Annotated in this window: 19 protein-coding genes; 12 read left to right on the top strand and 7 right to left on the bottom strand. The window is 70.6% G+C overall.

Going from position 1 to position 21,932, the window contains the following annotated elements; all coding sequences use genetic code 11:
• Nucleotides 1-73: 73 nt before the first annotated feature.
• From NZH93_RS07135 to NZH93_RS07105, 7 genes are all read left to right on the top strand, one after another.
• Nucleotides 74-1,033 carry an ATP-binding cassette domain-containing protein gene (locus NZH93_RS07135; protein ID WP_259622105.1) on the top strand — a complete coding sequence of 320 codons (960 nt, stop codon included), beginning with the start codon at nt 74-76 and terminating at the stop codon, nt 1,031-1,033.
• Nucleotides 1,030-1,875, top strand: a complete 846-nt coding sequence (locus tag NZH93_RS07130) for an ABC transporter permease (protein ID WP_259622104.1) — start codon at nt 1,030-1,032, stop codon at nt 1,873-1,875. Before NZH93_RS07135 ends, NZH93_RS07130 begins: the two co-directional genes overlap by 4 nt.
• 135 nt (nt 1,876-2,010) lie before the next feature.
• Nucleotides 2,011-2,982 carry an ATP-binding cassette domain-containing protein gene (locus NZH93_RS07125; RefSeq protein ID WP_276022798.1) on the top strand — a complete coding sequence of 324 codons (972 nt, stop codon included), beginning with the start codon at nt 2,011-2,013 and terminating at the stop codon, nt 2,980-2,982.
• Nucleotides 2,979-3,782 carry an ABC transporter permease gene (locus NZH93_RS07120; RefSeq protein ID WP_259622102.1) on the top strand — a complete coding sequence of 268 codons (804 nt, stop codon included), beginning with the start codon at nt 2,979-2,981 and terminating at the stop codon, nt 3,780-3,782. Before NZH93_RS07125 ends, NZH93_RS07120 begins: the two co-directional genes overlap by 4 nt.
• A 51-nt stretch (nt 3,783-3,833) precedes the next feature.
• Nucleotides 3,834-5,012: an RtcB family protein gene (locus NZH93_RS07115; protein WP_259622101.1), complete on the top strand. Its 1,179-nt coding sequence runs from the start codon at nt 3,834-3,836 to the stop codon at nt 5,010-5,012.
• A gap of 151 nt (nt 5,013-5,163) precedes the next feature.
• The gene (locus tag NZH93_RS07110) at nt 5,164-5,730 is read left to right on the top strand and encodes a hypothetical protein (protein WP_259622100.1); all 567 of its coding nucleotides are present in this window, start codon (nt 5,164-5,166) and stop codon (nt 5,728-5,730) included.
• 18 nt (nt 5,731-5,748) lie between these two features.
• Complete coding sequence (locus NZH93_RS07105) at nt 5,749-6,432, top strand: hypothetical protein (RefSeq protein WP_259622099.1); 684 nt, start codon at nt 5,749-5,751, stop codon at nt 6,430-6,432.
• A 73-nt stretch (nt 6,433-6,505) separates the two neighbouring features.
• Here NZH93_RS07105 and NZH93_RS07100 read toward each other — a convergent pair whose 3' ends face one another.
• From NZH93_RS07100 to NZH93_RS07080, 5 genes are all read right to left on the bottom strand, one after another.
• Complete coding sequence (locus NZH93_RS07100) at nt 6,506-6,832, bottom strand: hypothetical protein (protein WP_259622098.1); 327 nt, start codon at nt 6,830-6,832, stop codon at nt 6,506-6,508.
• A gap of 157 nt (nt 6,833-6,989) precedes the next feature.
• Entirely contained in the window at nt 6,990-7,757 is a 768-nt protein-coding gene (locus NZH93_RS07095; RefSeq protein WP_259622183.1) for a GntR family transcriptional regulator, read from the bottom strand.
• 69 nt (nt 7,758-7,826) lie between these two features.
• Nucleotides 7,827-8,648, bottom strand: a complete 822-nt coding sequence (locus tag NZH93_RS07090; protein ID WP_259622097.1) for a glutamate ABC transporter substrate-binding protein — start codon at nt 8,646-8,648, stop codon at nt 7,827-7,829.
• Nucleotides 8,649-8,860: 212 nt separating this feature from the next.
• A complete protein-coding gene (locus NZH93_RS07085) occupies nt 8,861-11,533 on the bottom strand; it encodes a bifunctional acetate--CoA ligase family protein/GNAT family N-acetyltransferase (protein ID WP_259622182.1) in 2,673 nt (890 codons plus the stop codon).
• Between the two features lie 109 nt (nt 11,534-11,642).
• Entirely contained in the window at nt 11,643-12,818 is a 1,176-nt protein-coding gene (locus tag NZH93_RS07080; protein ID WP_259622096.1) for an acetoin utilization protein AcuC, read from the bottom strand.
• Nucleotides 12,819-12,987: 169 nt separating this feature from the next.
• Between NZH93_RS07080 and NZH93_RS07075 the strand changes: the two genes are divergently transcribed.
• Nucleotides 12,988-13,581 (top strand): DUF3558 family protein, encoded by a 594-nt coding sequence (locus NZH93_RS07075; RefSeq protein WP_259622095.1) that lies wholly within the window; start codon nt 12,988-12,990, stop codon nt 13,579-13,581.
• A gap of 307 nt (nt 13,582-13,888) precedes the next feature.
• On the opposite strand, the gene NZH93_RS07070 is transcribed toward NZH93_RS07075, so the two are convergent.
• Nucleotides 13,889-14,740 (bottom strand): sulfurtransferase, encoded by an 852-nt coding sequence (locus NZH93_RS07070; RefSeq protein ID WP_259622094.1) that lies wholly within the window; start codon nt 14,738-14,740, stop codon nt 13,889-13,891.
• Nucleotides 14,741-14,842: 102 nt separating this feature from the next.
• On the opposite strand from NZH93_RS07070, the gene NZH93_RS07065 reads away from it, so the two are divergent.
• The 4 genes from NZH93_RS07065 to NZH93_RS07050 are packed head-to-tail and all read left to right on the top strand — an operon-like array spanning nt 14,843 to nt 19,776.
• On the top strand, nt 14,843-15,535 hold the full coding sequence (locus NZH93_RS07065; RefSeq protein ID WP_259622093.1) for an iron-dependent transcriptional repressor DtxR: 693 nt from the start codon (nt 14,843-14,845) through the stop codon (nt 15,533-15,535).
• The gene (galK, locus tag NZH93_RS07060; RefSeq protein ID WP_259622092.1) at nt 15,532-16,713 is read left to right on the top strand and encodes a galactokinase; all 1,182 of its coding nucleotides are present in this window, start codon (nt 15,532-15,534) and stop codon (nt 16,711-16,713) included. The genes NZH93_RS07065 and galK overlap by 4 nt, the downstream gene beginning before the upstream one ends.
• A 45-nt stretch (nt 16,714-16,758) precedes the next feature.
• Nucleotides 16,759-17,721, top strand: a complete 963-nt coding sequence (galE, locus tag NZH93_RS07055; protein ID WP_259622091.1) for a UDP-glucose 4-epimerase GalE — start codon at nt 16,759-16,761, stop codon at nt 17,719-17,721.
• A gap of 6 nt (nt 17,722-17,727) precedes the next feature.
• Nucleotides 17,728-19,776 (top strand): S9 family peptidase, encoded by a 2,049-nt coding sequence (locus NZH93_RS07050; protein WP_259622090.1) that lies wholly within the window; start codon nt 17,728-17,730, stop codon nt 19,774-19,776.
• A 937-nt stretch (nt 19,777-20,713) separates the two neighbouring features.
• Here NZH93_RS07050 and NZH93_RS07045 read toward each other — a convergent pair.
• A complete protein-coding gene (locus tag NZH93_RS07045; RefSeq protein ID WP_259622089.1) occupies nt 20,714-21,754 on the bottom strand; it encodes a DUF4192 domain-containing protein in 1,041 nt (346 codons plus the stop codon).
• Between the last annotated feature and the right edge of the window lie 178 nt (nt 21,755-21,932).

Genomic DNA, 21,932 nt, shown 5'->3' with positions numbered 1-21,932 from the left:
ACCTTGACACAGGGGCACCGAACTGTCTATACAGTACACAGGGTGTACGACATACACAGTTTAGGAGGTTGTCGTGAGCTCACCTGTTCTCTTCGCTGAAGGCCTCCGCAAGCGGTTCGGCGGGTACTACGCACTGGACGGATTCGACCTGTCGGTCCCAGCGGGAACGGTGTGCGGGCTGCTCGGCCCGAACGGCGCAGGGAAGACGACGGTGCTCCGCATCCTGTCCACCCTCATGCGACCCGACGGGGGCCGCGCCACGGTCAACGGATTCGACGTCGCACGACAAGCAGCGGAGGTCCGCAACCACATCGGCATGATCGGGCAGCAGTCCACCGTCGACGACATCCTCACCGGACGCGAGAACCTCGCGCTCTGGGGCAGGCTCTACCACCTGAGCGCGGCCAACGCGCGGCGTCGCGCGGACGAGCTGCTGGAGCAGTTCGGCCTCACGGCCGCTGGCAGCAAGCAGGTCAAGCACTACTCCGGCGGTATGCGCCGCCGACTGGACCTCGCGTCGAGTTTCATCACGGCGCCCAGCGTCATGTTCCTCGACGAACCGACAGCGGGCCTGGACCCCCGCAACCGCATCGAGATGTGGTCGGCCGTCCGCGCGCTGGCACTGGGCGGCACGACCGTGCTGCTCACGACCCAACTCCTGGACGAGGCGGACCAGCTCGCCGACCAGATCGTGCTGATGGACGGCGGTCGCGAGATCGCCAGCGGCACGCCGGACGAGCTGAAGGCCCGCACCGGCGGCGACTGGATCGACGTCACCGTCCGCAACATCGCCGAGATCCCGGCCGCGGCGGGCGTGATGGCGCGGACCGCTGGCGGCAGGCTCCAGACCACCCCCGCCGAGAACCGGGTCAGCGCGGCCGTCACCAACCGGCAGCACGCGCTCACCGACGTCACCCGAGCCCTGCACGCCGCGGGGATCGACGCGGAGGACGTCACGCTGCGCAGGGCGACCCTCGACGAGGTGTTCCTCCTGCTGACCGGCCAGGACCTCGAAGGGGAGGAAGCATCGTGAGCCTGACCCTGCCCCCCATCACCCCGGCGCCGATGCCGAGGGCGCCGCGCAGCGTCCTCCAACGGCTCCGGTGGCTCATCAGCGACTCGTGGAACGTCGCGTCCCGCGACCTCATCCACTGGATCCGGCAACCCGTCCGGCTCTTCAGCAGCGTCATGTACCCGGTCGTCTCGATCCTGATCTTCGGCTACGTGTTCGGCAACGCGGTCATGGTCGTCGGCGGCTGGAACTACCGGGAGTTCCTGATGCCCGGCCTGTTCGGGCAGAGCATCGTGCTCGGCGTCGGCGTCACGCTGGTGGCCATCGCCGAGGACACGAACCGGGGCGTCAACAACAGGTTCCGGACCATGCCGATGTCCCGAGCGGGGTACCTGGCGGGTCGCAGCATCGCGGACCTGCTGAACTCGACGCTCGACATCGTGGTGCTGATGCTGTGCGGCGTCGCGGTCGGCTGGACCTGGCACCTCGGGTTCGGCAACGTGCTCATCGCGTTCGGGCTGCTGATGCTGCTGCGGGTCGCGATGATCTGGCTGGGGATCTTCCTCGGGCTGATCATCAAGCCGGAGAACACCTCGGTCGTGTGGACGGTGCTGCTGCCGCTGACGATGTTCTCGGACACGTTCGTGTCGCCGCAGATGATGCCCGAGTGGCTGGGGACCATCTCCGAGTGGAACCCGCTGTCGGCCACGGTCGGCGCGATCCGGGAGCTGTTCGGGAACCCCGGCTGGCCGGGTGACTCGTGGGTGTCCACGCACCCGATGGTGATGGCCGTGGTGTGGCCGTTGGCGATCATCGCGGTGTTCTGGCCGCTGTCCGTCCGCCGGTACCGCAGCATGAGCTGACCTGCCCCGATCCCACCCCGTAGCCGTCGAACCGGTCCCGTGCCGGTTCGACGGCTACGGCCGTTCATCACCTGGTCAGGGTGTCGTGGGAACAAACCGGGCGAAATTGTCGGTGCTCCGACGCATCATGTGCGCATGGCAGACGCGATCGTGGCCGAAGGGCTGGTCAAGAAGTACGGGTCCGTCGTCGCACTGGACGGGCTCGACCTGGTGGTGCCCGAGGGCAGCATCATGGGGTTGCTCGGTCCCAACGGCGCGGGCAAGACGACAGCGGTGCGGGTGTTGACCACGCTGTTGGAGTTCGACTCGGGCCGCGCCGCCGTGGCGGGGCTCGACGTCGTGAAGGACGCGCGGGAGCTGCGGAAGCGGATCGGGCTGTCCGGTCAGTACGCGGCCGTCGACGAGACGCTGACGGGGTTCGAGAACCTGGACATGGTGGGGCGGCTGTACCACCTGGGGCGCCAGCCGAGCCGGGACCGGGCGCGGGAACTGCTGGAGCGCTTCGACCTCGTCGACGCCGCGGACCGGCAGGTGAAGGGGTACTCCGGCGGGATGCGGCGGCGCCTGGACCTCGCCGCGGCGCTGGTGGCCAAACCCGTGGTGCTGTTCCTGGACGAGCCGACGACCGGGCTGGACCCGCGCAGCAGGCTGGGCATGTGGGACGTGATCGAGGAACTGGTCGCGGGCGGCACGACGGTGCTGCTGACCACCCAGTACCTGGAGGAGGCCGACCGGCTGGCCGACCAGATCGCCGTGATCGACCACGGCCGGGTGATCGCCGAGGGCACGTCGGACCAGCTCAAGGCCCAGGTCGGCGGGGAGCGGCTGGAGCTGACCGTGGCCTCGGCCCGCGACGTGGCGGCGACCCGAGCCGCGCTCGGCCCGCTCGCCATCGCGGAGATCTCCGTGGACGAGCGGAGCCACCACGTGGTGGTGCCCGTGTCGGGTGGGGCGGACCTGCTCGTGGAGGCCGTGCGGCTGCTCGACGCCGACGCGGTCAAGGTGCTGGACATCGGCCTGCGACGGCCGACGTTGGACGACGTGTTCCTGACGTTGACCGGCCACTCGGCCGAGGACGAGAAGAGCGAAGAGGAGCGTGGGGCGTGAACGGGTTCGTCGAGGCGTTGGCGGACGGGGCGGTCGTCGCCAAGCGGAACCTGATCAAGGTGAAGCGGGTGCCGGACCTCATCGTGTTCGCGACCCTGTCGCCGATCATGTTCGTGCTGCTGTTCGCGTACGTGTTCGGCAGCGCCATCGAGATCCCCGGCATGAACTACCGGGAGTTCCTGATGGCCGGGATCTTCGCCCAGACCGTGGTGTTCGGGGCGACCATCACCGGCACCGGGCTGGCCGAGGACATGCAGAAGGGGATCATCGACCGGTTCCGGTCGCTGCCGATGGCCCGGTCCGCCGTGCTGATCGGCAGGACCACCAGCGACCTGCTCAACAACGTGATCGTCATCGTGGTGATGTCGGTGACGGGCCTGATCGTCGGGTGGCGGATCCACTCGTCGTTCCTGGAGGCGTTGGCGGGCTTCGGGGTGATGCTGCTGTTCGCCTACGCGATCTCGTGGGGGATGGCCGTGGTGGGGCTCGCCGTGCGGTCGCCGGAGGTCGTGAACAACGCCTCGTTCATCGTGATCTTCCCGTTGACGTTCATCGCCAACACGTTCGTGGGGACCACGAACCTGCCGGGGCCGTTGAAGGCCTTCGCCGAGTGGAACCCGATCTCGGCCGTCACGCAGGCCGCTCGGGAGCTGTTCGGCAACACCAGTCCCGGTTTCCCGGCGCCGGACGTGTGGCCGTTGCGGCACCCCGTGCTGGCGTCGGTGCTGTGGAGCCTGGTGATCCTGGCCGTGTTCATCCCGCTGGCGATCCGGCAGTACCGGAAGGCCGTGAGCCGCTGAGTGAGGGCAAAGTCGTTAGGCGGTAAGGAAATCACCACCTAGCCTTGGTCCATGGCACCCATCACGATCCCCGGCGACGGGGTGGACATTCGCTTGTGGACTCGACCTGAGGAGGTCGAGGAGCAGGCGATGCGGCAGTTGCGGAACATCTCCGCGCTGCCGTGGGCGGTCAAGCACGTCGCCGTGATGCCGGACGTGCACTACGGGCGCGGGGCGACCGTGGGGTCCGTCATCGCGCTCCGCGACGCCGTGTCGCCCGCCGCCGTCGGCGTCGACATCGGGTGCGGGATGACGGCCGTGCGGACGTCGTTGACGGCGTCGGACCTGCCGGACAGCCTGCGGTCCCTGCGGAACCGGATCGAGGCCGCCGTGCCCGTCGGGTTCCAGCAGCACGACGAGCCCGCGTTCGGCGACGGCGACGCAGGCGACTGGAAGGCGTTCTGGCGCGGCTTCGAGGACCTGACTCCCGCTGTGCACGCCCGTGCGGAGAAGGCGTTGCGGCAGATCGGGACGCTGGGCGGGGGCAACCACTTCCTCGAGGTGTGCCTGGACACCGACCAGCAGGTCTGGGTGATGCTGCACTCCGGGTCGCGCAACATCGGCAACGAGCTGGCGCAGCACCACATCTCGGTGGCGCGGAAGCTGGCGCACAACGCCGAGCTGCCCGATCCGGACCTCGCGGTGTTCCTGGCCGGGACGCCGGAGATGGCCGCCTACCGGCACGACCTGTACTGGGCGCAGGACTACGCGCGGCGGAACCGGTCGGTGATGCTGCGCCTGGTGTGCGACGTGCTGCGCGGCGAGTTCGAGCGGGTGCGGTTCGACGAGCCGATCAGTTGCCACCACAACTACGTCGCGGAGGAGACGCACTTCGGCGAGGACGTCCTGGTGACGCGCAAGGGCGCGATCCGGGCCGGGCTCGGCGAGTTGGGGATCATCCCCGGCTCGATGGGCACGGGCTCCTACGTCGTGCGCGGCTTGGGGAATCCCGAGTCGTTCCTGTCCGCGTCGCACGGCGCCGGGCGGAAGATGTCGCGGACCAAGGCGAAGAAGTTGTTCACCGCCAAGGATCTCGCCGAGCAGACGGCCGGGGTCGAGTGCCGGAAGGACGCCGGGGTGGTGGATGAGATCCCCGGTGCCTACAAGGACGTGGAGAAGGTCATCGCCTCCCAGTCGGACCTCGTCGAGGTCGTGGCGAAGCTGAAGCAGGTTGTTTGCGTGAAGGGCTGAACACGGTGCGCGACGGGCGCATCGACGACCTCAGTGGTCGTCGATGCGCCTTTTGCGTCAGCGGGTTGCTCCATCCGCAACAGGATGTTTATCCCTGTGGCACAAGGGAACCCAGCCTTCGTCTCACTCCCCCAGACCAAAGGAGGCTGCGATGTCCACCGGCGCCATCATCGGCATCGTCGTCGTGCTGGTCGTACTGGCTGTGATCGCAGTCCTGTTGAACAAGTACCTCCAGCGGAAGCGGCTCCAGGACAGGTTCGGCCCCGAGTACGACCGCGCGGTGCAGGGCAACGAGAACCGCACGGCCGCGGAACGTGAACTGGTCGAGCGCCAGAAGAAGCACGCGGAACTCGAACTCCGCGAGCTGAGCCCGCAGTCGCGGGAGAGCTACGGCCGCCACTGGACGCGCATCCAGGAGCAGTTCGTCGACGCGCCTGCCGGCGCCGTGGCCGAGGCCGACGTCCTCGTCACCGACCTGATGTCCGAGCGCGGCTATCCCACCGGAAGCTACGAGAAGCAGGCGGAGCTCCTCTCCGTCGAGCACTCGCGCACGCTGGAGCACTACCGCTCCGCGCACGAGATCTCGCAGCGCGACCAGTCCGGTGACGCGACGACCGAGGACCTCCGCAACGCGATGGTCCACTACCGCACCTTGTTCCAGGACTTGCTCGGCAGCACCGACGACCGGGCCCACGACGACCGGGCCCACAAGGCCTGACGAGAAGGAGCGAACGCCATGACGGAGCGCCAGGACCTGCGGCCCCTCAGCACGGAAGACCTGCTGCCCGAGCACGACCGCGACCGCACGACCCACACGGATGAGACCCGCGCGGACGACCAGCTCCGCGCCGACGGCTACCACGACTCGGCCGTCGACCGCGCGGACGACACGGCGGGCAGGCACGACGACGGGTTCCACGACTCCGCCACCGGCCGCGTGGACGAGACCGACCGTTCGGTGGTCTCCGACGAGTACGACGACGTCGAGACCGACGCCGACCGCAAGCACGACGGCACCGACCAGTACGACGAGCAGCCCGCCGCCCTGGAGGACGAGAGGCTCGTCGAGGACGAGACCCTGCACGACGAGACCGTCGTGGCGCACGACGAGCCGGCGCAGAAGAAGCCGACGGCGGACACCGACGACGGCGCGCTCGCCCTGTTCAGCTCCGAGGAGGTCGACCAGTTCCGCACCGAGTGGCGCGGGCTCCAGTCCGACTTCGTCGACAGCCCGCGCGACGCCGTGCAGCACGCCGACCAGTTGGTCGCGCAGGTGATGCAGAGCCTCGCCACCACGTTCGCGGACCACAAGAAGTCGCTCGAAGGCCAGTGGAGCCAGGGCGAGCAGGTGGAGACCGAGGAGCTGCGGGTGGCGCTGCGCCAGTACCGCGCCTTCTTCGACAAGCTGCTGACCGTCTGATCCGGGTTCTCGACCACACCCGTTGCGCGTTCGACCGACCACCGGACGCGCAGCGGGTTTTCCCGTGTCCGCGTCACCCCGGCAGTTCGCGGATCTCCATCTCCAGGACGTCGATCTCGTCGTTCACGGCCTCGTCCAGGAGGTCGTCCAGCAGGGCACCGCAATCGGTGTGGACGACCCCGAACGTGGGCACCTTCTCCCACCAGACGGCCGGGTTGTTCCAGAACGATCCTGACCCTTGGTCGACGCCCGCCAGGCAGCGCAACCGAGGGTGGTCCTCCGGCAGGTGGCGGACGTACTCGATGAACCTCGCCAACGCGGCCGGATGGCTCACGGGAACCACGCCGTGACCGCGCAGGCAGTCTTCGAGTTCGGCGAGGAACTCCGCTTTGAACGTCACGGCACACCTCTATCCGTCCGCTCCGCTGCGAACGCCGCGCCACTGCAACCCCACAACGGTACCTCCGCCGGGGACGGCGAAGCTCCTGCGAACGGGCGGTTGTCGGCCACGAGTCGGCAACGGCGGCCCTTCCACCGTCCTCAGTGGACGGGGTGGGTCACTTCTCGGCGGTCAGCCTGGCCACGAAGCTGAACCGGTCGCCCCGGTAGAGGGACCGGACGCGCTCGATGGGCTCACCCGCGGTGTCGTAGGAGACGCGGTGCAGCAGCAGCATCGGCAGCGCGGGGTTGTTGCCGACGAGCAGGGCCTCCCTCGGTGTCGCCAGCACCGTTTCCAGGCGTTCCTCGGCCTCGTCGAACACGACGCCGAAGCGGTCGGTCAGGCAGGAGTAGAGCGAGGTCGTCGCGTCGAACACGTCGAGCAGGTCGGGGAACCGGGCGACCGACAGGTAGGTCGACTCCAGCCCGATGCGCTCCTCGTCGGCCAGCAGCACCCGTTCCAGGTGCACGACCGGGGCGCCGAGGTCGAGCCTGAGGTCGTCCGACAGCACCTCGTCGGCGGGCAGCAGCTCACAGGTGATCACGTTGCGGGCGGGGTGGACGCCTTGGCGCAGCATGCCCTCGGTGTAGCTGACCAGCGACAACGGTTGCACGAGCTTCGGTGGGGCCACGAAGGTCCCGCTGCCTTGGCGACGCTGCAACTTGCCCTCCAGGACCAGTTCACCGACCGCCTGCCTGAGGGTCACCCGCGACACGGAGAAGCGTTCGGCCAGCTCGCGCTCGGAGGGCAGCGCGGCGCCGACCCCGAGCGCGTCGACCAGCCACAGCAGTTCGGTCTTCACGGCGTAGTAGCGGGGGATCCGACCGTGCTCGGGGATACCGGCACGAACCGGGCCGTCCGCCCGGTGAGGGGGGACGCGATGCATAGCAGTCACGACCAGTGAGCCTACGTCGCGCACAGTACGCATACGAGTGAAACCAGAGTGTGGACCGTCTCAGGAGGAGACCTTCGGCGGCTCGGGGATCACGTACCCTGACGGGCCGACGTTCCGCTCGATGACCTTCTTCCACTCACCGCTGTCGATCATCTTCCGCACCGCCTCGGTGATCTTCTTCTTGCCCTCGGCGTCACCCTTGCGGATCCCGATGCCGTACTCCTCCTTGCTGAACGGCTTGCCGACCACCCTGAGCAGCTCGGGGTTCTGGGCGGCGTACCCGGCGAGGATCACGTCGTCGGTGGTCATCGCGTCCGCGTTGTCCGCCAGGACGGCGGTCACGCAGTCGCTGAACTTCGGATACTCAACAAGTTTCACGTTTTTCGCGAACTCGGTCTTCACGTACTCCGCGGAGGTCGTTCCCTGAACCGAGCACAACCGCAGAGCAGCGTCGTTGTTCAGCGATTCGGGACCGCTGATCCGGCTGTCGTCCATTCGGACCAGCAGATCCTGCCCCGCCAGGAAGTACGGACCGACGAAGTCGATGACTTCCTTCCGCTTCTCCGTGATCGAGTAAGTGGAGAGCACCAGATCGACCTGGCCGGAGGTCAGCAACTTCTCGCGATTCGCGGGTTGCGCTTCCAACCAGGAGATTTTCGTCTCAGCGACGCCCAACTCGTTCGCGATGTAGCGCGCGACGTCGACGTCGATGCCCCGGAAAGATCCGTCCAGTCTTCGTACACCCAGTCCTGGCTGGTCAAATGAGACGCCGATGATCAAATCGTCCTTGCCTGCCACCGAGGTGGCGTCGCCGGAGGAACAGGAACCGACGAAAAGCAGCGCAGAACAGGCCGCGACCAGGCGCAACAGCAAAACCGGCACTATTCTTCCCCTCTACCGGGCAACTTCGGCGGATACACGGCGTCACGTGTCCGATAATCGAACGCGTGCGGCGTCTATGGCACGCCGTGCTGGGCGGGAATCTAGGCCGATAAATGTCCCGAGTCCAGGGCTGAACGCAAGAATGGGCGTCGGGATCGGTCCAGTAAAGAATCAACGAAAAGCTGGTCGGTGACGGTGGTGAAAAATATTGATTACCGTCCGACGCCCGGAGACCGCAATCGTCGGGGTCCGCTGTCGTGCCGGGACGGGGGAGGTCCGACGGTCATCCGGGCGCTGCTGACGAACGCCCCCGCGGCGGACGCGAGCACCGGTTCCAGCGCCAGCGACCGCACCTCCGGCAGGTCCTCCGCCAGCGCGGCCAGCCGGAGCACCAGGTCCTCCAGCGCCGCCAGGTCGGCCGGGACGTCGCCCCGGTACCCCGCGAGCAGCGGAGCCGCCTTCGGCGCGCGCACCAGTGCCGCGGCGTCGGTGTCGGTCAGCGGCACGGCCCGGTACGCGCGGTCCCCCAGCAGGTCGCTGACGAGTCCGGACAGCCCGAACGACAGCAGCGTGCCGAACGACGGGTCGTCCTGGAGGCCGACCGTGCAGGAGATGCCCTTGGGCGCCATGCGCTGCACGTACGCGCCCGAGTCCCCCGCCACCTCGGTGAGCGCGCCGTAGGCCGCCCGCACCGCCTCTTCGCCACCGAGGTCGAGCCGCACCCCGACCAGGTCGTAGCGGTGCCGCAGCCGGTCGTCGGTCGCCTTCATCGCGACCGGGTAGCCGAGTTCCCCGGCGGCGGCCACGGCCTCGTCCGCCGACGCCACGACCCGGAACGGCACCACGTCGATGCCGTAGCAGGCGAGCAGCCGCACGGCGCTCCCGTCGTCGACCTGGCCCGCGCCTTCGGCCAGCAGGGCCGTGACGAGCGCCGACGCCTTCTCGGTGTCGATGCCGTCCGGCCGGGTGAACGTGCCCTGGGGCGCGGAACGCCACCGCGCGTACCTCGTGGCGCGCGACAGGGCGAGCACCGCCCGTTCCGGGCTCGGGTAGGACGGCACCGACCCGCGGCCCGGCGCGCCACCCGGTCCGGGCACGGCCAGTTCGTCCGGCACGCCCTCGACCGCGAGGAACGTCGACGCGATCGGCTTGGCGCTGCCGGTCTCCACCACGACCTCGCGCAGGGCGCGGGCGTACGCCGTGCCGGGTACCGCGAGCGGCGGCACGAACACCACGACCAGCGCGTCGGTGTCCTCGCTCAGCAGCGCCTCGCGCACGGCGGCGGCGAACTCCTCGGGACCGGTCTGCGGGCCGATGTCGACCGGGTCGCCCGCCAGCTCCAGGCCCTGGGCCAGGGCGGTGTCAGCGGCGAGCAGGCCGATCGCGGTCGAGTTGCCCACCACCGCGACCCGCCTGCCAGCGGGCAACGGCTGGTGGGCCAGCAGCAGCGCGGTGTCGAAGAGCTGGGCCAGCGACTCGACCCGGATGACCCCGGCCTGCTCGAACAGCGCCTGCACGCTCGCCTCGTCCATCCTCACCGAGGTGGCGGCCAGCGCGGGCGTCATGGCGTGCCTGCCGGACTTCACCGCGACGATGGGCTTGGTCCGGCCGAGCCGCCTGGCGAGGCGGGCGAACTTGCGCGGGTTGCCGAACGACTCCAGGTAGAGCAGCACGACGTCGGTCGCCGGATCCGTCTCCCAGTACTGGAGCAGGTCGTTGCCGGACACGTCCGCCCGGTTGCCCGCCGACACGAACGTCGACAGGCCGAGTCCGCGTTCGGCGGCGTTCGCCAGGATCGCCGTGCCCAGCGCGCCGGACTGGCAGAAGAACCCGGTGCGGCCCCGTGCGGGCAGCCGCGGCGCGAGGGTGGCGTTGAGCCGGACCTTCGGGTCTGTGTTGAGCACGCCGAGCGCGTTCGGGCCGACCACCCGCATCCCGTGCGACCGCGCCTCGGCGGCCAGCCGCAGCTCGGCGCTGCGCCCGTCCGGGCCGGTCTCGCCGAAGCCGGACGACACCACCAGCAGCGCCTTGACGCCCTTGGCCAGGCACGCGTCCATGACCTCGTCGACCACCGCCGCGGGCACCGCGACCACGGCGAGGTCCACGTCGTCCGGGATGTCCAGCACGGAGGCGTAGGCCCGCACGCCGCGGACCGACCGGTGCTCGGCGTTCACCGGGTAGACCGGGCCGGTGAAGTCGGCGGACAGCAGGTTCGACAGGACCGCGTTGCCGATCTTCGTCGGGTCGGTGGACGCGCCGATCACCGCCACGGACCTGGGGTGCAGCAGGTTGTGCACGCTGCGCGCCTCCGCCGCCTGCTCCCGCGACCGCGCCACCTCGACCGACTGCTCGGTCGGGTCGATCGCGAACTCCAGGTGCAGCGAGCCCTCCTCGAACTCGCGGCTGACCACGTACCCGGCGTCGCGGAACACCCGCACCATCTGGCCGTTCTCCGCCAGCACCTCGGCGACGAACCGGCTCAGCCCGCGCTCGCGCGCCGCCGCGGCCAGGTGCTCCAGCAGGATCGACCCCAGTCCGCGCTTCTGGTGGCCGTCCTCCACGACGAACGCGATCTCCGCCGAGTCGCCCGAGTCCAGCCGGTCGAACCGGCCGACCGCGACGATGTCGTCGCCGAGCGACGCCACCAGCGCCACCCGGTCCCGGTGGTCGACCGTGCTGAAGTGCACGAGGTCCCGCTTGGGCATCCGCGGGTACGGGCCGAAGTAGCGGAAGTACCGCGTGCGCTCGGACAGCCTGCCGTGGAACGCCAGCAGCCGGTCGGCGTCGTCCGGCGTGATCGGCCGCAGGTGCACGGTGCCGCCGTCGGACAGCACGACGTCGGCCTCCCAGTGCTCCGGGAAGTCGTACGGGTCGACCTCGGCCATGTCCGCCACCGGTTCCTCTAGCCCTTCGGATGAGTCCAGGTACCCCGATACCAAGTCCTAGTACCCCGCGACGCCCGCCGCACGACCGGCAGGGGCGGTGGGCGGCGCGTCAGTCCCGGCGGTCGTCGGGGTCCAGGCCGTGCAGCGGGAACACCGCGCGGCGGGTGTTGAGGATCGACTGGTCCACCGGCGAGTCCGCGTCACCACTCCACGGCGTGTAGCCGGGGTCGGCGTCGTCGGTCATCGACGACGGCAGCGACCAGTTCGGCGCGAGCCGCGAGGCGTGCGACACCCAGCTCGCGGGCAGCGGCGCGTTCGGGTCCAGGTCGCGGTCGAGCACCGTCGCCAGCAGGTGCGTCCACGAGCGCGGCACGACCCGCAGCAGCTCGTAGCCACCACCGCCGAACGCCAGCCACTTGCCGTCCGCGTACGTCTCGGCCAGGTCCCGCAGCGCCCGGTAGATCGCCCGGTGCCCGTCGACCGACAGCGCCAGGTCGGCGAGCGGGTCCTCCTGGTGGCTGTCCACGCCGCACTGGGTCACCAGGATCTGCGGCCGGAACGCCCCGAGCAGCCCCGGCACGACCGCGTGGAACGCCCGCAGCCAGTTCCCGTCGCGGGTGCCGGGCGGCAGCGGCAGGTTGACCGCCGTGCCCTCCGCGCCCTCGCCGCCCAGCTCGGCGGGCCAGCCCGTGCCGGGCCACAGCGTCATCGGGTTCTGGTGCACCGAGATCGTCATGACCCTCGGGTCGTCGTAGAACGCGTTCTGCACGCCGTCGCCGTGGTGCACGTCGACGTCGACGTACGCGATCCGGTCGAAGCCGTTGTCGAGCAGCCAGGAGATGGCCACCGCGCAGTCGTTGTACACGCAGAAGCCCGCCGCGTGGTCGCGCATGGCGTGGTGCAGCCCGCCCGCGATGCTCACCGCCCGGTCCGACTCGCCGGACGCGATCCGCCGCGCCGCCTCCAGCGACCCGCCGACGATCAGCGCCGACGCCTCGTGCATCCGCTCGAACACCGGGTTGTCGCTGGTCCCGAGCCCGTGGCCGACGTCCCAGGCCGACGAGGGCGCTTCGCGCACCGCGTTGAGGTACGACGCCGTGTGCACCCGCTCGATGTCCGCGTCGGACGCCGCCTCGGGCGAGATGAGCCCAACCCCGTCGAGCACCCCGAGCCCCGTCGCGAGCCGGATCGTGAGGTCCAGCCGCACCGGGTTGAGCGGATGCTCCCCACCGAGGTCGTACCCGAGGAAGGACTGGTCCCAGACGACTGCGGCTGCCTTGCCCATGCGTCAGAACCTAACCCAACGCAACGGCGCGGGTAGATCCGCGATCACAGGTTGACCCGAGCACTCGAAAACGACCGCGAACCGCCCTTACAGTCCTCTCCGACGGCGCGAACCCACAACACCGCCATCGAGGATGGAACCGCGTCGGACGGAACGAGGTCAGACCCCCATGCACATGCGCCGAGTCACCGCGCTCACCGCCGTCCTCACCATGGCCCTGTCCCTCGGCCTCGCCGGATGCGCGCAGAAGATCAACGGCACCGCGGTCATGGCGGCGGACGCGAGCGTCGAGAAGCCCACCACGACCACCAAGGGCAAGCCGACGACGACCGCCAAGGCCCCGACCACCTCGGCGAAGCCCACGGAGACCAAGCCCGCGGGCAAGATCAAGATCACCACGAAGAAGAAGACCGAGTCGAACTGCGAGATCCTCTCCCCCGAGGAGGTCGCCGCGGCACTGGGCGCCAAGCCCGCCCCCACCCCCGGCTGCGTGCAGACCACGTCGGACCCGCTGGTCGTGATCCTGCTGATGGTCACCCTCTCCGACTACGACGGCACCGCCAGGGAGATCGAGGTCGCGGGCAACACCGCGTACGAGATCAAGGAAGGCAACGACTGCTCGGTCATGATCATGCTGACCGACGACCCCGAGGTGATCACCCCGGCCCTGCTCGCCTCGGTGACCCCGCTGGACGAGGTCGACACCTGCGGCTTGGCCCTCAAGCTCGCCACCGCGGCGTTCAACAAGATCCCCAACGCCTGACACCTCGCGGAACGCCCGGTCGAACGGCCACCGCCGAACGACCGGGCGCTCAGTTCGCGAAACTTCGCCGCGAGTTGAGCGCTGGAGGGTGTGAACAGCCGATTCCCGACGTGGGCCCAGCAGGCGAGCGTTCCCGAACTTCCGGGGTACGCCGCTGCGTTCACAGGCCCGGTGCGCGGACCAGAGCGGGTCTTACCGGGCCGAGGCGGGCAAGCAAGGCGGTGCGGGCTTGTGGCCACCGTGTGGTGGTGCGGTGGCCACAAGCCGGTGCTGCGGTTGGGGCGGCTGATCAGGTCGGGCTGGTGGGTCAGCCTGGTTCCGGGCCGGTGGCCGCTGGGCGGTTCGGGTCGGCCGACCAGTTGGACCAGGAGCCCGCGTACAGGGTGGCCGGGGTGTTCTTGCTGGTCAGGCCTGCCACTTCGAGGGCAAGGACGACGGAGGACGCGGTGACGCCGGAGCCGCAGTAGGCGCCGATCGGTGCGTCGGTGGTCACGCCCAGTGCGCGGAAGCGGTCGGCCAGTGCCTCGGCGGTCAGCCAGCGGCCGGTGGTGTCCACGTGCTCGGCGGACGGGGCGTTGAGCGCTCCCGGCACGTGGCCCGGCCTGGGGTCGACGGGTTCGGTCTCGCCGCGGTAGCGGGCGCTCGCCCTGGCGTCCAGCAGGACCCCGGTGCGGGCCAGCGCGGCCGCGCCGTCCGCGTCGGTGACCGGCATGCCGCCGGGGCGGACCTCGACGTCACCCGGCTCCGGCGTGGCGACGTCGGCGGTGACGGGCCTGGCCTCGGCGATCCAGGCGGCGTACCCGCCGTCCAGCACCGCGACCTCCTCGTGGCCCGCCCAGCGCAGCAGCCACCAGACGCGGGCGGCGACAGAGCCGTCACCACCGTCGTAGGCGACCACCGGCCTGCCCGCCCGGACGCCCGCGGCGCGCAGGACGCGCTCCAGAGCGGCCGGTTCCGGGAGCGGATGCCTGCCCCCTGGACCGGGTGGCGAGGAAAGTTCCTCGTCCAGGTCGGCGTATGCCGCACCGGGAATGTGCGCGACCTCGTAGTCTAGACGTCCGGGTGGTCCGCCGAGTCGCCAGCGAACATCGAGAACGACGGGTGGACGGTCACCGTTCAGTGCCGCGGCGAGGGCTTCGGTGCTGATCAAAGGATGCACGAGACCCATCCTGCACCGCCCCGCATCGGACCTCGGCACCACACGCGGCCTGTGGTGACCTCGGGTGCGACTAGCATTGACGACATACGAAGGGGAGCGGGCGTGAACGACCTCATCGACACCACGGAGATGTATCTCCGGACGATCTACGAGCTCGAGGAAGAGGGCGTCGTGCCCCTGCGGGCTCGCATCGCCGAGCGCCTCGGGCAGAGCGGTCCGACCGTGAGCCAGACCGTCGGCCGCATGGAGCGCGACGGGCTCGTCATCGTGGCGGGCGACCGGCACCTCGAGCTGACCGACCAGGGCCGCAACCTGGCCATCGCGGTCATGCGCAAGCACCGGCTGGCGGAGCGCCTCCTCGTCGACATCATCGGCCTGGAGTGGGAGCACGTGCACAGCGAGGCCTGCCGCTGGGAGCACGTGATGAGCGAGGCGGTCGAGCGCAAGCTCATCAAGCTGCTCGGCAACCCCACGACCTCGCCCTACGGCAACCCGATCCCCGGTCTGGACAAGCTGGGCGACGGCGAGCCCGCGCCCGCGGCCGAGTCCGACCTGATCCGCATCGACGAGGTCGCCCGCCGCGGCGGCGGCAAGGTCGAGGTGCGGCGGATCGCCGAGCACATCCAGCTCGACCCCGACCTGATGGCCGAGCTCAAGGACGCGGGCGTCGTGCCCGGCGGGACCGTCGAGGTCGACGGGCTCGCGGGCGCCAAGGTCATCAAGGTCCGCGGCAACGGCAGTTCGGCCACGCTCGACCCGTCCGTCGCGCACGCCGTCATGGTGCAGGCGCGGTGACGACAGCGGACCGAGCCGCCGCGGCGTTCCAGCAGGTGTACGACCGGGTGCCCACGGGCATCTGGTCCGCACCCGGCCGGGTGAACCTGATCGGCGAGCACACCGACTACAACGACGGCTTCGTGCTGCCGTTCGCCCTCCCCTACCGGATCGCCGTGGCCGCGGCCCCGCGCGAGGACGGCGTGCTCGCCGTCGGCACGCTGGGGGTGGACGGCAACGTCCAGCACGCGGACCCGTTCCCGATCGCCGACCTGGAACCCGGCCTCGTGTCGGGCTGGGCCGCCTACCCCTCCGGCGTCGCCTGGGTCCTGCGGTCGCAGGGCATCACCGGCGGCGCGGACCTGATGGTCGCGGGCGACGTGCCCGCGGGCGCGGGCCTGTCTTCGTCGCACGCGCTCGAATGCGCGGTGGCGCTGGCGCTCCTCGGCCTGGCGGGCCGGTCGCCCGACGGCGACGAGGCGTCCTCGCCGACCCGCCAGGAGATCGCCCGCTGGGTGCAGCGCTCCGAGAACGACTTCGTCGGCGCGCCGACCGGGCTGCTCGACCAGACCGCGTCGCTGTGCTGCGTCGAGGCGCACGCGCTGTTCCTCGACGTCCGGTCCGGCAAGTCCGAGCAGGTGCACTTCGACGCCGCCGCGGAGGGCCTCGAGGTGCTGGTGGTCGACACCCGCGCGAGCCACTCGCACACCGACGGCGGCTACGGCGCGCGCCGCGCGGGCTGCGAGCGGGCGGCCGAGATCCTCGGCGTGCCCGCGCTGCGCGACGTGGAGATCACCGAGCTGACCGAGACGCTCACCCGCCTCCCGGAGGACCTGCGGCCGCTCGTGCGGCACGTGGTCACCGAGAACGACCGGGTGCTGCAAACGGTCGACCTGCTGCGCGCCACCAGGTTGGGCGACATCGGCCCGCTGCTGAGCGCGTCGCACGCCAGCCTGCGCGACGACTACCGGGTCTCGTGCCTCGAACTCGACATCGCCGTCGACGCGGCGATGGCCGCGGGTGCGCTCGGCGCGCGGATGGTCGGCGGCGGCTTCGGCGGCTCCGCCATCGCGCTGGTGCCGGTCGACCTGCACTCCGCCGTGGAGAAGTCCGTCTACGCCGCGTTCGCCGAACGCTCCCTCCCCAAGCCGAGGCTGTTCACGGCCGTGCCCTCCGCGGGCGCGGGCCAGGACCGCTGACCCGCACTTCTCTCCCCCTCCTGACGAACGAAAGCGAGAACAACGGTGAAGCTGCTCGTGACGGGCGGTGCTGGGTACGTCGGCAGCGTGAACGCGGCTCGGCTGATCGAGTCGGGCCACGAGGTGGTCGTGCTCGACGACCTGTCCACGGGGCACGCCGACGCCGTTCCCGATGGCGCCCGGTTCGTGCGGGGCGACATCGACGACGTCATCGGCACCGTGCTGGCCGAGGGTTTCGACGGGGTGCTGCACTTCGCGGCCAAGTCGCTGGTCGGCGAATCGATGGTGGACCCGGCCAAGTACTGGCAGGGCAACGTCGTCACCTCGCTGCGGCTGCTGGACGCCATGCGCGAGCACGGCACCCCGCGACTGGTGTTCTCCTCCACCGCCGCCACCTACGGCGAGCCGGAGGAGGTCCCGATCTCCGAGACCGCGCCGACCCGCCCGACCAACACCTACGGCGCGTCGAAGCTGGCGATCGACCACGCCATCACCTCCTACGCCGCCGCGCACGGCCTGGCGGCGGTGAGCCTGCGGTACTTCAACGTCGCGGGCGCGCACGGCTCCATCGGCGAGCGGCACGCGGTCGAGACGCACCTCATCCCGCTGGTGCTCCAGGTCGCGCTCGGGCAGCGCGAGCAGATCCAGATCTTCGGCGAGGACTGGCCGACCGAGGACGGCACGTGCGTGCGCGACTACATCCACGTCACCGACCTCGCCGACGCCCACCTGCTGGCGTTGGAGCACGCCACCGCCGGTGAGCACCGGATCTACAACCTGGGCAACGGCACCGGTTTCTCGGTGAAGCAGGTCATCGACACCTGCCGCGAGGTCACCGGCCACGCCATCCCCGCCGCCATCGCGCCGCGCCGCGCGGGCGACCCCGCCGTGCTGGTCGCGTCCAGCGAGCGGGCCCGGACCGAACTCGGGTGGAAGCCCGAGCGCGCCGACCTGACCGGAATCGTGCGCGATGCCTGGGAATTCACCCGGTCCCGTCAGGAGGCATGAGCCCGGATGACAGACAGCCCCCGTTCGGCGACGGTCGCGGACTTCGCGGATCTCGCCGCCTTCAACGCCCTGCCCCGCGTCGGCTCTCCAGCGCTCTCGCCCGACGGCACCCGCCTGGTGGCCGTCGTGTCCGAGCTCTCGCCGGACGGCAAGAAGTGGCAGGGCGCGCTCTGGGAGATCGACCCCGGCGGCACGCGGCAGCCACGGCGGCTGACCAGCGCGGCGAAGGGCGAGTCCAGTCCCGAGTTCACGCCGGACGGGTCTGTCCTGTTCCTGTCCAGCCGTCCCGACGCCCAGTCCGACGACAAGGACAAGCAGGGCAAGGACAAGACGGCCCTGTGGCTGCTGCCGCCGACCGGTGAGGCCAGGGAGGTGTACCGCCCGGCGGGTGGTGTCGACGGCTTCGCCGTCGCCGCCGACACGGGCCACCTGCTGCTGTCGGCGTCCGCGCACCCCACCGCCGCGTTCGGCGAGGAGGACGCCGCCAAGCGCAAGGCCCGCGACGACTCCGGGGTCACCGCGATCCTGCACGAGGGCTACCCGATCCGGTACTGGGACTCCGACGTCGGCCCCGCCTACCGGCGCGCGCTCGCCACCGGCCCGGTCAGCGCCGACAGCGGGCGCGTCGAGACCGTTACCGATCTGGCCCCCGACGCCCGGAGCACGATCGAGGAGATCATCGCGATCAGCCCCGACGGCCGGTGGGCCATCTTCTCGGAGCAGGTCCCGGTCAGCCCCTCGTACGGCGACCGCTACAACCTGCGGCTGGCCGCGACCGACGGCAGCTCCAGCCGGGTGCTGGCCGACCAGCCCGACCACTCGTTCGGCAGCGCGGCCTTCACCCCGGACTCGGCGTCCGTGATCGCCGTCCGCGTCGTCGACTCGACGGCGGACAGCCCCTGGTACGGCACGCTGGTGCGGATCGACGTAGCGACCGGTGACATCACCGACCTCACGCCGGACTTCACCGAGGAGCCCGCCTCCCCCGTCGTCAGCCCCACCGGCGACGCCGTCTACTTCACCAGCAGCGACCACGGCCACCAGCCCGTGTGGCGGCTGGACCTGGCATCGGGCGCGATCACCCGGCTCACCGCGCGCGGTGGGTACACCGACGTCATCGTCAGCCCCGACGGCGCGACCGTGTACGCCATGGGCGGAGCCGTCGACCACCCGCCGACCCCGGTGCGCCTCGACGCCACCGCCGTCGACCAGGAGCCGGTGCGCCTGCCCGCCCCCGGCGCGGTCTCCTCCGTGCCGGGCACCCTGACCGAGATCGAGACCACCGTCGCCGACGGCCGCACCGTGCGCGCCTGGCTGGTGCTCCCCGAAGACGCCTCGGTCGACCGGCCCGCGCCGCTGCTGCTGTGGGTGCACGGCGGCCCGGTGATGAGCTGGAGCAACTGGAGCTGGCGCTGGAACCCGTGGCTGATGGCCGCGCGCGGCTACGCGGTCCTGCTGCCAGACCCGGCGCTGTCCACCGGCTACGGCCACGAGTTCGTCAAGGCGGGCTGGGGCCGTTGGGGCGCGGAGCCGTACACCGACCTGATGGCCATCACGGACGTCGCCGAACGCCGCGACGACATCGACGACAGCCGCACCGCCGCGATGGGCGGCTCGTTCGGCGGCTACATGGCCAACTGGATCGCCACGCAGACCACCAGGTTCCGCGCGATCGTCACCCACGCTTCGCTGTGGCACCTGGACGCGTTCACCGGCAGCACCGACGGCGGGTACTACTGGATCCGCGAGATGGGCGACCCGCTCACGCAGCCCGATCGCGTGAAGGCCAACTCGCCGCACCTGTACGTCGCGAACATCGAGACGCCGATGCTGGTGATCCACGGCGACAAGGACTACCGGGTGCCGATCGGCGAAGGCCAGCGGCTGTACTTCGACCTGCTGCGGCACGGCGTCAACGCCAAGTTCCTGTACTACCCGACCGAGAACCATTGGATCCTCACTCCCGGCAACAGCCGGATCTGGTACGAGACGATCTTCGCGTTCCTCGGTGAGCACGTTCTCGCCGAGGAGTGGGAGCGGCCGGAGCTGCTCTGAGAGCTGGTTGTGCACACCGCTGGGGTCGGACCGGGGACGGGTCCGACCCCAGCGGCGTTTCGGCGGTGACAGGGGAAGTGCGACCGCCGGTCTGGGGGGGGTGGGCTGGGGGGCTGGTAGGTGGGTGGGTTGAGGGCGCTGGAGGCGAGCCTCGGGCTCGCGAGGGTTAGAGCGGCGCCGGAGGCGCCGGTGGGTCGAGGTTTCAAGGGACGGGCTCAGTGCCGAGGCGGCTGAGGGCATGGGTGAGAGCCGCGTGGTCAGCGGTTGGGTATGACTGCGGGAACCTGGTCGTCAGCAGGGCATGGTCGATGGGTCGGGGCTACTGGAACGGTGGCGCGGGCAGCGGGTGGTTGCCGGAGCGCTGTGCGCCTAGCCGGTGGGCTGCGGCGCGGGCGATAAGTCAGAGCTGCCGGACAGCCGTGGCGCGGGTAGCGCGTGGCCGCTGGAGCGCTGTGTGCCAGGTCTGTGGATGGGTCAGGGCTGCCGGGTGACAGTGGTGTGGTTGCGGAGCACCATGTGGCACGCCGTGGAGCAGACCAGTCATGTGCGGCGCGGTCGGTCGGTCAGGGCCGCTGGTGATCGATGCCGACGCTGACACGTCGACAGCGGGAACTCCGCGAACCACAGCGGTGGTCTACGGCCCGCTGCGCGGGTGAGGCGGTGGCGCGGCCGGTCAGGGCCGCTGGTGAACGGTGTCGGCGCTGGAACGTCGCCGCCGAAACACCGCGCGCCACACCACGAACCACAGCGGTGGTCTGCGGCGCGCTGGGCAGGTGAAGTGGTGGCGCGGCCGGTCAGGGCCGCTGATGAACGGTGTCGGCGCTGGGACGTCGCCGCTGGAACACCGCGCGCCACACCGCGAACCAAAGCGGTGGTCTACGGCCCGCTGCGCGGGCGAGGCGGTGGCGGCCGGGGGTGCGGCGGGTGGGGGTGGGGGTCAGGGCCATTGGGGGGTGTCCGGGGTCCAGTCCGGGCGGGCTGAGGTCATGGCTATTCGTGCCAGTTGGTCTGGGGGTAGGGCGTGGTCCAGGGCTGAGCGGACGAGGGAGGCCAGGCGGTGGCTGGGGCAGGCTTCTTCTGCTCGGTCCAAGGCCACGGAGGCCAGGGCGCCGTCGCCGCGCAGGTAGGCGGAGAAGGCCAGGAGGGTGGCTGCCTGGGCCCGTTCCGGGATCGGGGTGGCTCTGGTGAGTTCGGTCCAGAGGTGTTCGGCGGCTGTCGCGTGGGGGCCGGTGGCGAAGACCAGGGCCGCGTCGCGGACCCAGAGGTCGGTGAGGGCCAGGGTCAGGGCGACGACGTCGGCGTCGGACATCCGCGTGGTGCGCGCGGAGGAGGTGGTGACGGCTCGGGTGATCAGGAGCAGGCCCTGGCGCGCGGCCTGTTCGCGGTCCTGGTCGTGCTCGGCGCGCAGCGCGGCCTCGTCGAGCAGGGCTTCACGCCTGGACAGGGCTTCCGGGGCGTCCGGTGTGAGAACGGCGGCGAGGTCGGCTCGGCTGGCGAACGTGACCATGCCCGCGGCGGCGCAGGCGGCGGCCAGTTCGCTGACCGCCGGGTCGGGGACCGCGCCCGTGCGCCCGGCGGGGCCGTACTCGATCCACTGGTCGCCCTCGGCGGTGCCGGACGCCCAGATCGCGCTCGTCAGCGGGACGGCGGCGGCCGCCAGCGTGAACTCCAGGCAGTCGACCAGGCTCTGGTGCGGCAGTGACGACGAGGTCGGGGCGCCGCCGCCCACGACGACCAGGACCACGGAACCCGCCTCGCCGCGGACGGGGGTCAGGAGCTGGTGGGCCAGTGCGCGTCGATGTCGGGGCGGGGGCAGGTCCACGCGGAGGCTCATGGTGACCTTGCTCGGGCGGTCGTCGCTGAGGACCAGCAGGACCAGCGAGTCGGCCGGGTGGTAGGCGAGCAGGTGCGGGACGGCGGCGATCAGGTCGGCGGGACCGTGCACCTCGACCTGGGGGGCCTGTGGTGAAGTTCTCATGCGTCGACCATGGCCCCGGAGGCGTTCGGGCGAAAGCGCGAACCGCTCCACTGTGGACAACCGGCCGGCCTGTGGACAACTCGGCGCCGTCGAAGCGGTTCTGTCGGTGGCGTGGTCTACCCTGCCGCGGCCGAGGGCCGGGGTGGAGCCCCAGGGGAGGAGGCTCCACCCCGGTGGC

The sequence above is a fragment of the Umezawaea endophytica genome, from assembly GCF_025061645.1.
In the GTDB taxonomy this organism is placed as follows: Bacteria; Actinomycetota; Actinomycetes; order Mycobacteriales; family Pseudonocardiaceae; genus Umezawaea; species Umezawaea endophytica.
Note: the sequence above shows the minus strand (reverse complement) of the source record. Positions and strands in the feature narration are given on the sequence as shown.

What these genes read in the sequence shown, in the direction of transcription:
- NZH93_RS07125 (WP_276022798.1), top strand. Translation starts at nt 2,011, where the DNA reads ATGGCAGACGCGATCGTGGCCGAAGGGCTGGTCAAGAAGTACGGGTCC.
- NZH93_RS07115 (WP_259622101.1), top strand. Translation starts at nt 3,834, where the DNA reads ATGGCACCCATCACGATCCCCGGCGACGGGGTGGACATTCGCTTGTGG.
- NZH93_RS07110 (WP_259622100.1), top strand. Translation starts at nt 5,164, where the DNA reads ATGTCCACCGGCGCCATCATCGGCATCGTCGTCGTGCTGGTCGTACTG.
- NZH93_RS07105 (WP_259622099.1), top strand. Translation starts at nt 5,749, where the DNA reads ATGACGGAGCGCCAGGACCTGCGGCCCCTCAGCACGGAAGACCTGCTG.
- NZH93_RS07095 (WP_259622183.1), bottom strand. Translation starts at nt 7,757, where the DNA reads ATGCATCGCGTCCCCCCTCACCGGGCGGACGGCCCGGTTCGTGCCGGT.
- NZH93_RS07085 (WP_259622182.1), bottom strand. Translation starts at nt 11,533, where the DNA reads ATGGCCGAGGTCGACCCGTACGACTTCCCGGAGCACTGGGAGGCCGAC.
- NZH93_RS07080 (WP_259622096.1), bottom strand. Translation starts at nt 12,818, where the DNA reads ATGGGCAAGGCAGCCGCAGTCGTCTGGGACCAGTCCTTCCTCGGGTAC.
- NZH93_RS07075 (WP_259622095.1), top strand. Translation starts at nt 12,988, where the DNA reads ATGCACATGCGCCGAGTCACCGCGCTCACCGCCGTCCTCACCATGGCC.
- NZH93_RS07050 (WP_259622090.1), top strand. Translation starts at nt 17,728, where the DNA reads ATGACAGACAGCCCCCGTTCGGCGACGGTCGCGGACTTCGCGGATCTC.
- NZH93_RS07045 (WP_259622089.1), bottom strand. Translation starts at nt 21,754, where the DNA reads ATGAGAACTTCACCACAGGCCCCCCAGGTCGAGGTGCACGGTCCCGCC.